The 12950-nt window shown below is 67.7% G+C and carries 10 protein-coding genes; 4 read left to right on the top strand and 6 right to left on the bottom strand.

Features of this window, described 5'->3' with window-relative positions:
* Positions 1–100 precede the first annotated feature (100 nt).
* The 5 genes from AC3ISA_RS06425 to dapF form a co-directional block, all read right to left on the bottom strand.
* Positions 101–916 carry a transglutaminase family protein gene (locus AC3ISA_RS06425; protein WP_489179789.1) on the bottom strand — a complete coding sequence of 272 codons (816 nt, stop codon included), beginning with the start codon at positions 914–916 and terminating at the stop codon, positions 101–103.
* A 12-nt stretch (positions 917–928) separates the two neighbouring features.
* Entirely contained in the window at positions 929–1342 is a 414-nt protein-coding gene (locus AC3ISA_RS06420) for a YraN family protein (protein WP_489179788.1), read from the bottom strand.
* Entirely contained in the window at positions 1339–2211 is an 873-nt protein-coding gene (rsmI, locus tag AC3ISA_RS06415) for a 16S rRNA (cytidine(1402)-2'-O)-methyltransferase (protein WP_489179787.1), read from the bottom strand. The genes AC3ISA_RS06420 and rsmI overlap by 4 nt, the downstream gene beginning before the upstream one ends.
* Positions 2208–4538 carry an NADP-dependent malic enzyme gene (locus AC3ISA_RS06410; protein ID WP_372691584.1) on the bottom strand — a complete coding sequence of 777 codons (2331 nt, stop codon included), beginning with the start codon at positions 4536–4538 and terminating at the stop codon, positions 2208–2210. The genes rsmI and AC3ISA_RS06410 overlap by 4 nt, the downstream gene beginning before the upstream one ends.
* 132 nt (positions 4539–4670) lie before the next feature.
* Positions 4671–5501 (bottom strand): diaminopimelate epimerase, encoded by an 831-nt coding sequence (dapF, locus tag AC3ISA_RS06405; RefSeq protein WP_489179786.1) that lies wholly within the window; start codon positions 5499–5501, stop codon positions 4671–4673.
* A 40-nt stretch (positions 5502–5541) separates the two neighbouring features.
* Between dapF and AC3ISA_RS06400 the strand changes: the two genes are divergently transcribed.
* The 4 genes from AC3ISA_RS06400 to AC3ISA_RS06385 all read left to right on the top strand — a co-directional run bounded on the left by AC3ISA_RS06400 (position 5542) and on the right by AC3ISA_RS06385 (position 11838).
* On the top strand, positions 5542–6336 hold the full coding sequence (locus AC3ISA_RS06400) for a potassium channel family protein (RefSeq protein ID WP_489179785.1): 795 nt from the start codon (positions 5542–5544) through the stop codon (positions 6334–6336).
* Between the two features lie 87 nt (positions 6337–6423).
* The gene (locus AC3ISA_RS06395; protein ID WP_489179784.1) at positions 6424–8598 is read left to right on the top strand and encodes a prolyl oligopeptidase family serine peptidase; all 2175 of its coding nucleotides are present in this window, start codon (positions 6424–6426) and stop codon (positions 8596–8598) included.
* Positions 8599–8765: 167 nt separating this feature from the next.
* On the top strand, positions 8766–11015 hold the full coding sequence (locus AC3ISA_RS06390; protein WP_489179783.1) for a prolyl oligopeptidase family serine peptidase: 2250 nt from the start codon (positions 8766–8768) through the stop codon (positions 11013–11015).
* Positions 11016–11082: 67 nt separating this feature from the next.
* The gene (locus AC3ISA_RS06385) at positions 11083–11838 is read left to right on the top strand and encodes a DUF1223 domain-containing protein (RefSeq protein ID WP_489179782.1); all 756 of its coding nucleotides are present in this window, start codon (positions 11083–11085) and stop codon (positions 11836–11838) included.
* Here the strand turns inward: AC3ISA_RS06385 and AC3ISA_RS06380 are convergent.
* Complete coding sequence (locus AC3ISA_RS06380; protein ID WP_372691578.1) at positions 11835–12911, bottom strand: phosphotransferase family protein; 1077 nt, start codon at positions 12909–12911, stop codon at positions 11835–11837. The two genes, AC3ISA_RS06385 and AC3ISA_RS06380, sit on opposite strands and share 4 nt — an antisense overlap.
* Positions 12912–12950 lie beyond the last annotated feature (39 nt).

Raw genomic sequence — 12950 nt, 5'->3', positions numbered from 1 at the left:
AAACCTGTTCTGTATCACGCAGGTGCGTCCCTGCCGGGCCGCCCCCACCCCGTCGCTGGCGCGACGACCCTCCCCGGAGCGGGGAGGGAGAAATCTTTGCTCAGTTCAACTGCATCCGCACGCGTTCGAACGTCGTGAAACGCCGCGCCTCCTCGACCCCGTCCAGCCCGTGGGCGCGGGACAGGGCCTGTAGCGAACCGGCCAGCGCCCCCTGTTTCTCGCGCGCCGAGGCGACGTCGAGCCAGGGCCGGTGGTCCTCGGGGTCCAGCAGGGCGCGGCGCAGGGCCGAGCGTTCGGCGGCCTCATAGTCCCGGCCCCGGATCGCGCGGCTGAACAGCACGTTCTGCAGCCGGATCAACGACTGCCGATCCGTCACCGGCGCCATCAGGATGTCCAGCCGATCCGCGACGTGCGGCATCAGCCCGGCGCGCAGGGCGCGGCGGGTCAGCTCGCTGGGCAGGATCAGCCGCCCCTGGCTGAACGGGTCCAGCGCCACCGGGCCTTCCGGCGTCTCGACGCGGATCATGAAATGGCCGGGAAAGTCCACGCCCGCCGCCGCAATTCCGGCCTCCCGCGCCGCATGCAGATAGAAGACGGCCAGGGCGGCGGACAGGCCGCGCCGCCGCTCGGCGACCGCGATGATGTCCGTATTGCCCGGATGGTCGAAGTGAATCAGGTCGCCGTTCAGCCTCAGGTCCGCACACAGGGTCTCGGACAGGGCGTCGTCCGGGCTTTCGCCGCCGATCCGCTCCTTGAGCCGCTCGCAGGCGTTGTGAGCCAGGGCGCGTACCGGCTCAGGATCACGCAAGGGCTGGTCGTGGATCGCGCAGGCGATCGCGGCCTCCAGCAGGGGGAAGGCGTCGTCTTCGGCCTGACCGGCCGCGGTCAGGATGGCCTCGGCCTCCTCGCGCGTCATGCGATCCCTTCGTCAGCGCCTTTCGACGTTGCGAAGATGACGTGGAACGCGCCAGGGAGCCAGCGCCACCATATCAATTCTCAAATCAAGACGTTGCAGGCCGGGCCGATTGCGCCGGATCGCCTCGCCTGCCGCGATCAGCCGGTCATGCTGATCAGGCTTCAGGGCCAGCATCGCCGCATCCATCGTCGCGCGGCGCTTGACCTCGACCACGGCCAGCATCCGGCCGCGACAGACCAGCAAATCGATCTCGCCGGCCCGGCTTTTGAGCCGAAAGCCCAGTACCCGATAGCCGCGCAACATCAGCCACAGGGCCGCGATCCATTCGGCGGCGTGACCGGCCTTGAACGCCGCTCCACCCTTCGCCTGACGCCACGCCGCCTTGGGGCGACGGACTGGCGTGGGGCGCGACAGGCGCGGTTTCACTTGCCCTTCAGCTCCAGCGCGCGGCGATAGAGAATCTTGCGGTTCAGCCCCAGGGCCTTGGCGACCTCCGAGGCCGCGTCGCCGGTGGACAGGGTCTGCAAGGCGTCGATCAGGGCGGCGTCCGCGTCGGCCTCGGTCGCCTGAACCTCCTCGCCGGGGCCGACGACCACGACGATCTCGCCCTTGGGACCGTCCAGGCGCGGATCGACGGCCAGGTCGTCCAGCGTCCCGCGCACGCACTCTTCATAAAGTTTGGTCAACTCCCGGGCCACGGCGGCGGGGCGCGGGCCCAGCACGGCGGCCATGTCGGTCAGGCTGTCCTTCAGGCGCGGTCCGCTCTCGAAGAAGACCAGGGTCTGGCGCTGACCTTTCAGCGCCTCCAGCGCAGCGGTGCGACCGGCGGTCTTGGGCGGCAGGAAGCCGGCGAACAGCACCCGGTCGGCGGGCAGGCCGGCGATGCACAGGGCCGCCAGCAGGCTGGACGGGCCGGGGATAGGATGGAGGGGCAAGCCTTCGGCGATCACCGCACGGGCGACGACGAAGCCGGGATCGCTGACCAGCGGCGTGCCCGCGTCCGACACCAGGGCGACGACCTGACCCTCGCGCAGGCGGGCGATGGCCTGTTCGGCGGCGCGACCGGACGCGTGGTCGTCGCAGCGTTCCAGCTTGGCCTTCAGCCCATAGGCCGCCAGAAGTTTGGCGGTCACGCGGGTGTCCTCGGCCAGCACCAGATCGGCGGCGGCCAGAACGTCCAGCGCCCTCAGCGTCATGTCGCGCAGGTTCCCGATCGGGGTGGCGACCAGATAGAAGCCCGGCTCCACCCGCCGGGGCGGCGGGGCGGCAGGTGGAAAGGGCGAGGCTTCGCTCAACGTTCGACCACGGCCGCCGGGGGACGCGGCGCCGAGGTCAGGCCCGACCCCTGGAAGGCGGGACCGGCGTCATAGGCGGCGAAGGTGGCGGCCGTGATGATCTCGCTGACCGAGGCGCCCAGCGACACGATCTGAACCGGCTTCTCCAGACCGACCAGCAGCGGGCCGATGACGGTCGCGCCGCCCAGGGCCTGGACCAGCTTGGTCGAGATGGCGGCCGAATGGATGGCGGGCATGACCAGGATGTTGGCCGGCTTGGTCAGGCGGTTGAAGGCGTAGGCCGAGTGACCCTTGGGATCCAGGGCGACTTCCGGCGGCATTTCGCCCTCGTATTCGAAATCGACGCCTTTCTTGTCCAGGATGCGGATGGCCTCGCGCACCTTCTCGGCGCGGTCGCCGGGCGGATTGCCGAAGGTGGAATAGGACAGGAAGGCCACGCGCGGGTTGCGGCCCAGCTTGCGCACCGTCTCGGCCGCCTTGACGGCGATGTCGGCCAGTTCCTCGGCGTTGGGCAGTTCGTGGATGGTGGTGTCGGCGACGAACAGGGTCCGGCCCTTGGCCAGCAGGATCGACAGGCCGATCAGGGTGTCCTCGACGTCCAGAACGCGCCCGACCTCCTTCAGCGCCATGTTGAAGTTGCGGGTCACACCCGCGACCATGGCGTCGGCCCGGCCCTTGGCGACCAGGGTGGCGGCGAAATAGTTGCGGTCCTGGTTGATCATCCGCGCAACGTCGCGGCGCAGATAGCCACGGCGTTGCAGCTTCTCGTACAGCCAGTCGGTGTCCTCGACATTGTGTTCGGAGACGCGGGCGTTGGTGATCTCGATGCCCAGTTCGTCGAAGTTCAGCCCCGCCTCGGCGGCGTTCTGACGGATCAGGTCCTCGCGCCCGACCAGGATCGGCGTGCCCAGGTCGGCCTGTTTGAAGCCCCAGGCGGCGCGGATGACGGCGGGTTCCTCGCCCTCGGCGAAGACGACGCGCTTGTTCGGCCCGCCGCGCACGGCCGAGCTGATCTTCTGCATCAGAGCGGCGGACGGATCGACGCGCGAGCGCAGGGCGTTGCGATAGGCGTCCATGTCCTCGATCTGGACGCGGGCCACACCCGTATCCATCGCCGCCTGGGCGATGAAGGGCGGGATGTACCAGATCAGGCGCGGATCGAACGGCGTCGGGATGATGTAGTCCGGCCCGAACTTCAGCTTGCGCCCGCGATAGGCGGCGGCGACCTCGTCCGGCACATCCTCGCGCGCCAGGGCGGCCAGGGCCTGGGCGCAGGCGATCTTCATCTCATGGTTCACGCGGCGCGCGCGCACGTCCAGCGCGCCCCGGAACAGATAGGGGAAGGCCAGGACGTTGTTGACCTGGTTCACATAGTCCGAGCGGCCGGTGGCGATGATGGCGTCAGAACGCACCGACTGGACGTCCTCGGGCGTGATCTCGGGATCGGGGTTGGCCATGGCGAAGATGATCGGATTGGGGGCCATGGAGGCCACCATCTCCTTGGTGATCGCGCCCTTGGCCGACAGGCCCAGCACCACGTCGGCGCCGACCATGGCTTCCGCGAGCGTGCGCAGCGGCGTGTCGGTCGCGTGGGCGGCCTTCCACTGGTCCATGCCGTGTTCGCGGCCCTGATAGACCACGCCGTCGCGGTCGCAGATCACGGTGTTCTCGGCCTTGACGCCCGCCGCCTTCATCAGGGCGATGGAGGACAGGCCCGCCGCCCCGGCGCCCGCCAGCACGACCTTGACCTCGTCCAGCTTCTTGCCCGCGACGTGGCAGGCGTTGATCAGGCCGGCGGTCGAGATGATGGCCGTGCCGTGCTGGTCATCGTGGAATACCGGGATGTCCAGCAGGTCCTGAAGCTCGCTTTCGATGACGAAACATTCCGGGGACTTGATGTCCTCCAGATTGATGCCGCCCCAGGTGTCGCCGATGTTCTTGACGACGGTGATGAACTCGTCCGGATCGGTGGTCTTCACCTCGACGTCGAAACTGTCGACGTCGGCGAACCGTTTGAACAGGACCGACTTGCCCTCCATCACCGGCTTGGAAGCCATGTGGCCCAGGTTGCCCAGGCCGAGGATGGCGGTGCCGTTCGAGATCACGGCGACCAGATTGCCCTTGGCCGTGTAATCATAGGCCTTGTCCGCATCGGCGGCGATGGCCAGCACCGGCACGGCCACACCCGGCGAATAGGCCAGCGACAGGTCGCGCTGGGTCGCCATCGGCTTGGTCGGCGCCATGGAGATCTTGCCCGGCGTCGGGATGCGGTGGAAGTCGAGGGCTTCCTGATCGGAGAAGGTCTGTTTTTCGGTTTGATCGGGCATCGGTCGTCCAGGGCGTCGTCGGGGCTGTAACCCTTCGTGTCCTAGAGTGTGGGAACGGCCGCGCCAACCCTTGACGCGGAGGAAGCCTGGCAATCAGCCGAGAGGCTTGACGTTGGCGTCAGCGTCAAGTCGTCAGATCGACAGCATGCCCGTGCGCTCGATCTCGACCGGCCCGGTCATCAGGACGTGATCGTTCTCGGCATCCCAATCGATGACCAGTTCGCCGCCGTCCACGACCACCGTCGCCTTGCGGTCGGTCAGGCCGCGCCGGGCCGTGGCGACCAGGGCGGCGCAGGCGCCGGTGCCGCACGCCTTCGTCAGGCCGGCCCCGCGCTCCCAGACCCGCAGGCGGATATGGTCGCGGCCCAGCACATTGGCGAAACCGACATTGACCCCCTGCGGGAACATCGGGTGATGCTCGACCAGCGAGCCGGACCCGGTGACAAAGCCGTCGTCCTGACGGTCGGTGAAGAAGACCACGTGCGGATTGCCCATCGAGAGGGCGCCCGGCGTGTGCAGGATCGGCGCGTCGATGGGACCGACCTGAAGCTCGATCCCGCGCGTGTCCATCTCCTCGGCCAGCGGCACCTGGGTCCAGTCCAGCCGAGGCTTGCCCATATCCACCGTCACGCGGTGGTCGCCGGCGCGCGTGGCGGTGGTCGGGCCGCCTGCCGTATCGATGACGACGCGGTCCGCGCCATTGGCCTGCATCAACAGCCAGCCGACGCAGCGCAGGGCGTTGCCGCAGGTCTCGACCATCGAGCCGTCGGCGTTCCAGACCCGCATGAAGGCGTCGGCCGTTTCCGACCGTTCGATGGAGATCAACTGATCGAAGCCTTCGCCCGTCGCGCGGTCGCCCAAGGCGCGAATCTCATCCTCATTGGGAGCGAACGGCTGTTCCAGCGCATTGACGACGACGAAGTCATTGCCGGCGCCGTTCATCTTGACGAAAGGACGGGTCATGCAGGCCATATAGGCCTAACCCTGCGTCCCGGAAACCAGCGTGTCCCAGACCGAAACCGACCCCAAGGACGACAGCCTGCGCCTGCGCGCCCGACTGCGATACCTGTATCACGGCAGCCAGCCGGCGGCGGTGAAGTTCCGGCTGACCGTGATCGCCGTCGACTTCGCCATCATCGCCTTCTTCCTGGCCTCGCCGATACTGAAGAACATGGGCTGGGCCTTCTATGCGCTGGACTATCTGGTGGCGACGATCCTGGCGGCGGATCTTGCCGCGCGGGCCTATGCCTATTCGGACATCAGGGATTGGCTGAAGCGGCCCATCGTCTGGATGGACCTGTTCATCCTGGCCACCCTGCTGTTCCCCGCCTGGCTGTTCAATCTGGGTTTCCTGCGGCTGCTGCGGTTGTGGACGGTGCTGAACTCGGATTTCTTCTGGCGCACCATCGGGGCCCGGTTCGACGATACGCGGATCGAGGGGATCGTGCGCGCCCTGTCCAGTCTGGTCACCTTCGTCTTCGTCACGACGGGCTTCGTCTATGCCACCTTCCTGGGGCATGACGGGATCGCGGGCTATATCGACGCCCTCTATTTCACCGTGGCGACCCTGACGACGACGGGCTTCGGCGACGTGACCCTGCCCGGATCGCTGGGCAAGCTCTTGTCCATCGCCATCATGCTGGTGGGCATCACCCTGTTCCTGCGTCTGGCCCAGGCCCTGATCAAGCCGCACAAGGTGCGCTATCCGTGCGAGGCCTGCGGGCTTCAGACCCACGATCAGGACGCGGTCCACTGCAAGGCCTGCGGCAATCTGTTGTGTATCGAAGACGAGGACTGATGCCGGTGTGACAAAACGGTAAGGTCGCGCGACTTGCCGACGACCGCGCCGCCGCTAAGGTGCCGGCGTCGTTTTCGGGGACTGTCCATGATCCGTTATTCCGCCGTCGCGCTCGCGGCCCTTCTCGCCTCCACCAGCCTGACCTCGGTATCCATGGCCCATACTCCTGACGAGTCTTCCGCATCCGCTTCCGGCGGTTTCGCCACTAGCGACGCGACCGATCCCCATCTGTGGCTGGAGGAGGTCGAGGGCGAGCGGGCGATGGAATGGGTCAAGGCCCACAACGAACGCACCTTCGCCGTGCTGCAGGGCGATGCGCGCTACGAACCGCTGCACCAGCAGGCGCTGGAGATCGTCCAGGCCCAGGACCGCATCCCTTCGCCCGGCTTCACCCACGACGGCCATATCGACAACTTCTGGCAGGACGCCCAGCACGTGCGCGGCGTCTGGCGCCGGACGACACTGGACAGCTATCGCACCGCGACGCCGGAATGGCAGACCATCCTGGACGTCGACGCCCTGGCCGCAGCCGAGGGCCAGAACTGGGTCTACAAGGGCGCGACCTGCCTGGCGCCCGAGGAGCGTTATTGCCTGCTCAGCCTGTCGAACGGCGGCAAAGACGCGGTGACGCTGCGTGAGTTCGACAGCGTCGAGCGCAAGTTCGTCGAGGGCGGCATCGTCCTGCCGGAATCCAAGGGCGGCGCGTCGTGGATCGACAAGGACACTCTGCTGATCTCTCGCGACTTCGGTCCCGGCACCCTGACCGACTCTGGCTATCCGATGGTGGTCAAGCGTCTGAAGCGCGGTCAGGGCCTGGATCAGGCCGAGACCCTGTTCACCGGCCAGCCGACCGACGTCTCGGTATCCGGCTATACGCTGCGCGACTCCGACGGGGTGGTGAAGGCGACGCTGATCAACCGTTCGGTGGACTTCTATTCATCCGAGACCTGGCGCCTGACCGACGACGGCGCCCTGACGCAGCTACAGCTGCCGGCCAAGTCGGACATCACCGGCCTGGTTCAGGGCCAGCTTCTGGTGTCGCTGAAACAGGACTGGACCGCGCCGTCGGGCCAGGACTTCAAGACCGGCGACCTGATCGCCTGGCCCCTTGAGGCCTGGCTGGCCGATCCGGCGACCCCGGCCCAACTGGTGCTGCGCCCGACCGAGCGTCAGGCCATCGAGGGCGTCAACGTTACGCGCAACCGGCTGGTCGTCGCCCTTTATGACAATGTGCGCGGCTCGGTGCGGGTCTACACCCCCGGTGACGGCGAATGGGCGCACACGACCCTGGATCTGCCGCAGAACGTCTCGGTCAGCGTGGGGTCGGCGTCCGAGAAAGACGACAAGGTCTTCGTCAGCGTCACCGGCTATCTGAACCCGTCCAGCCTGTGGCTGGCCGATGCGGCGACCGGCGCGGTGGATCAGGTCAAGTCGATGCCGGCCAAGTTCGACGCCGCCGGCATGACGGTGGACCAGCACGAGGCCCGCTCGGCCGACGGCACGATGATCCCTTATTTCGTGGTCCATAAGGCGGACATGCCGCTGGACGGCTCCAACCCCACCCTGCTGTACGGCTACGGCGGGTTCGAAAGCTCGCTGCTGCCCGGCTACTCGGCCACGGTCGGCAAGCTGTGGCTGGAGCGCGGCGGCGTCTATGTCATCGCCAATACGCGCGGCGGCGGCGAGTTCGGCCCTCGCTGGCACGAGGCGGCCCTGCAACAGAACCGCCAGCGGGCGCACGAGGATTTCCAGGCCGTGGCCCTGGACCTGATCGCCCGCGACATCACCAGCCAGCCCAAGCTGGGCATCATGGGCGGTTCGCAAGGCGGCCTGTTCATGGGGGCGATGCTGACCCAGCGCCCTGACCTGATCAATGCCGCCGTCATCCAGGTGCCCCTGTTCGACATGCTGCGCTTCCACAAGCTGCTGGCCGGCGCCTCGTGGATCGGCGAATACGGCAACCCGGACATCCCCGAACAGCGCGCCTGGATCGAGGCCTATTCGCCGTATCAGAACCTGCGCGCCGGCCAGCCTTACCCGGAAGTCTTCATCCATACCTCGACCAAGGACGACCGCGTCCATCCCGGCCATGCCCGCAAGGCGGCGGCGCGGCTTGAGGAACTGGGCTATCCGGTCCTGTTCTACGAGAACGTCGACGGCGGCCATGCGGCCGGGGCGAACCTGCGCGAGACCGCGCGTCGCCTGGCGCTGGAATACACCTATCTGTCGCGCCGCCTGATGGACACGCCGGCGCAGGAATAGGACCGATCGATCCTCCCCCGTGAGCGCTTGCGAACGGGGGAGGGGGACCACGAAGTGGTGGAGGGGGCGACCCCGCTCACCCCTGCCTGGTTCCGCCCCCTCCACCGCCTGACGGCGGTCCCCCTCCCCCGCGATGCGGGGGAGGATCGACAAAGCGGAGTTTTCGAATGCGTCACCTGATCCTGTCCGCCGCCATTCCGGCCCTTCTGATCGGGGCGACGCCCGTGCTCGCACAGACCGCGACGGCTCCGGCGCAAGACAAGCCGGTCTGTTATGACTGTTCTGGGCCAGATGGCGCCGCTTTGACGACGCAACTTCCCCCACCCCATTTCCCGCGCGACCTGACCCCGGCAGGCGTGGCGGCGGCGGACGATCACCTGGCGCTGGAGCAGGTGGACGGGGCTGAGGCCATGGCCTTCGTCGCCGAGGAGAACCGCAAGTCTCTCGCCGTCCTGACCGGCGACCCGCGCTACGAGACCTTCCGCGCCGAGGCCCAGGCCATCCTGACCGCCACCGACCGCATCCCCACGCCCAGCTCCCTGGGCGACGGGGTCGGCAACTTCTGGCAGGACGCGACCAATCCCAAGGGCGTCTGGCGCCGCACGACGCTGGACAGCTACCGCACCGCGACGCCGCAGTGGGAGACTCTGCTGGACATCGACGCCCTGTCCAAGGCCGAGGGCAAGGACTGGGTCTTCAAGGGCGCCGACTGCCTGGCGCCAGACGAAACCCGCTGCCTGATCAACCTGTCCGACGGCGGCAAGGACGCGGTGGTCGTGCGCGAGTTCGACCTGACGACCAAGCAGTTCTTAAACGCTGGCTTCAGCCTGCCCGAGGGCAAGCACCGCATCGAATGGCTGGACCGCGAAACGCTTCTGGTCGCCACCGATTTCGGAGCAGGAACAATGACGGAGTCGGGCTATCCCTTCATCGTAAAGACGCTGAAGCGCGGCCAGACCCTGGCCCAGGCGACCGAGGTCTACCGCGGCGAACAGGGCGACGGCGGCTATGGGGTCAGCCCCGCCGTCTATCGCGACAAGGACGGCAAGGTCGCGGCGGTCATCATCACGCGTCCGTTGGACACCTTCCGGTCCGAGACGTGGCAGTTGGTGGATGGTCGGCCTGTGCGCCTCGAACTTCCCTCCCGTGTTTCCGTCCACGGGGTGCTGAACGGCAAGCTGGTCTTTACGGCCGAAGAAACCTGGTCGCGACGTGGCAAAGATCGCAAGGCCGGCGACCTTTTGGCCGAGGTTTTGGAGGTGCTGCATCCGGCGACGGCCACGGGAGACTTCGTCTTCACCAATGCTTCCGATGTGATCTTCCGGCCGGAGGCGCGTCAGGCCGTGGCTGATGTCCGCGTCCTCTCCGATCGCGTCGTGGTGTCCTACACCGACAATGTTCGCGGCCGTGCGGCAGTTTTCCAGGATCGTGGCGAGTGGGGATGGCCGCGCACGGACATCGCGGTTCCCGACAACCTCGCTGTCGGCCTGGGCGACTCGTCCAAGTCGCGCGGCGAGGTCTTCGTCTCGACCCAAGGGTTCCTGGTCCCGCCGACGCTCAGCCTGGCCGATGCCGACGCCGCGACCCTGACCACGCTGAAGTCGGCGCCGGCCAAGTTCGACGCCGCGCGTGACGTGACCGAACAGTATGAGGCCACCTCGACCGACGGGACCAAGATTCCCTATTTCATCACCCGTCCACGCGACATGAAGCTGGACGGATCGAACCCGACCATCATGCTCGGCTACGGCGGCTTCCAGGTCAGCCTGAACCCGGCCTACAAGCCCGAGATGGGCAAGCTGTGGCTGGAGCGGGGCGGCGTCTTCGTCCAGGCGAACATCCGTGGCGGCGGCGAGTTCGGGCCGGATTGGCACCAGGCGGCGCTGGACGGCGATCGTCAGAAGGCCTTCGACGACTTCGCCGCCGTGGCGCGCGATCTGGAACAGCGCGGGATCACCAGCCCGCGTCGCCTGGGCATCTATGGCCGCTCGAACGGCGGCGTGCTGACCAGCGTGTCGATCACCCAGCATCCCGAACTGTTCAATGCGGCGGTGATCGAGAGCCCGCTGGTGGACATGCTGCGCTATCACGAGCTGCCGGCCGGGGCGTCCTGGATCGGCGAATACGGCGACCCGCGCATCCCGGAAGAAGCAGCCTGGATCGCCCGATATTCGGCCTATCAACAGTTGCGGCCCGACGTGGCCTATCCGCGCGTCTATCTGACCACCAACACCCGCGACGACCGGGTCCACCCCGGTCATGCGCGCAAATTCGCCGCCCGCCTGGGTGATCAGGGCCACGACCACCTCTATTTCGAGGACACGGCCGGCGGTCACTCCAACGACGCCGACCCTGTGGCCAACGCTCGCCGCTGGGCCAGGCACTATGTCTATCTGTCGCAACAGCTGATGGACTGAGAGCTGAGGAAAGTGGGTCACGCGATTATGAGGCGTTCCGCATCGGGCCTGGGGTAAGAACGACGGCATGAACACCAAGGGCTGGATCATCGCGGGCTCGGTCATGGCGGGCGCCCTCATGTCCGTCGCCTCGGCGGCCCAGCCGACTGTGGGTCGTCCGCCGCTTGCGCCGCGTCACGCCGTGACCAACGGCCCGCCGGTGGTGGTCGAACTGTTCACCGCCCAAGGCTGCGGCGGCTGCGTCGAGGCCAATGCGGCGGTCGAGAAGGCGGCGGCCCAGCCTGGCGTGATCGCCCTGACCTATGGCGTCGACTATTGGGACTATCTGGGCTGGACCGACACCTTCGCCCGCCCGGAGTTCGTTCAGCGCCAGCGCGCCTATCGCGCCGCCCTGCGCCAGCGCGGCGTCTCGACGCCCCAGGTGGTGATCGACGGCCGTCGTCAGATGTCGGGCGCCCGCAGCTTTGAGCTTGAAACCGCTATCGGCCAGGAAGCCGTGCGCCAGGCCTGGCCGCCCCAGATCGAGTTCCGCGAGAACGGAAACGGCGTCGGCGTCGGCTCGGGCCGCGCCCCCGTCGGCGGCGCCGAGGTGGTGGCGGTGACCTATACGCCCGGCCCTCAGGTGGTCGAGGTCCGCCAAGGCGAAAATCGCGGCCAGTCGATGCGGCACATGAACGTCGTGCGCGGTGTCACCCGCCTGGGCGAATGGCGCGGCCGACCCATGCTCTATACCCTGCCCCCCTCTCGCTCCGGCGAGGCGGTTGCGGTGCTGGTCCAGGGCAAGACCGACAAGCGCATCCTGGGCGCCGCCGTCAGGGATTAGGCGCCGGCCTTCTTCGCGAAACCCCAGGCCGCGTCGCTGAGCGGACCGACCTGGGCGGCCATGGTCTTGGCGTGGGCGCTGGCGGCAGTGCCGTCGCGGACTCGGCCGGCGATGCCCTGGCAGATGGCCGCCAGGCGGAACAGGTTGTAGGCGTAAAGCCATTCCAGATTGGCGGGCCGCATCCCCGTGGCGGCGGCGTAGCGTTCGACCGTCTCCTCGACAGAGGGGATGCCCAAGGCCTCCAGATCGGCGCCGGCCAGGCCGTTGCGCAAGCTGGCCGGAATGGCCCAGGCGATCAGCAGATAGGAAAAATCGGCCATCGGATCGCCCAGGGTCGACAGCTCCCAGTCCAGCACGGCCCGCACTTCCGCGCGCTCGGGCGCCAGGATCATGTTGTCGAGGCGGAAGTCCCCGTGGACGATGCGGCTCGGCCCCTCGGGCGGCAGGCTGTCGGGCAGGAAGGCGATCAGCCGGTCCATGGCCGGAACAGGCTTGGTTTCCGAGGCGTGATATTGTTTGGTCCAGCGCCCGACCTGGCGGGCGAAATAGTTGCCGGCCTTGCCATAGTCGCCCAGGCCGATGGCGGCGGGGTCGAAGGCGTGCAGACGGGCCAGGGTATCCGTCTGGGCCTCGTAGACGGCGCGGCGTTCTGCGGGCGTCAGGCCGGGCAGTTTCAGGTCCCAGAAGATCCGCCCCTCGACCTTGTCCATCACATAAAAGATCGAGCCGATAACGGCTTCGTCCAGGCACAGGGCGTGGGGTTTCGCCACCGGGAAGCCTTGGGCGGCGAGGGCGGAGATGACCTGGAACTCGCGGTCCACGGCGTGGGCGCTGGGCAACAGGACGCCCGGCGGTTTGCGCCGCAGGACATAGCTCTTGGCGGGCGTGGTCAGCTCATAGGTCGGGTTCGACTGGCCGCCCTTGAACTGGCGCACCGCCAGCGGGCCTGCGTAGCCCGCGACGTGGGCGGCCATCCAGGCGTCCAGCGCCGCCTCGTCCAGCCGGTAGCGGGGATCGACCTCGCGCGTGCCGGAAAAGGCAGTCTGAGCGTCGAGGGAAGAGGCGTCGGTCATGGGCGGCCCGGTCCGTTCTTTGGTGTTTCCTTTGAGCCG

This window comes from Brevundimonas sp. KH_058 (assembly GCF_057838505.1).
The sequence above is the reverse complement of the archived record's forward strand: the minus strand, read 5'-3'. Positions and strand labels throughout refer to the sequence as shown.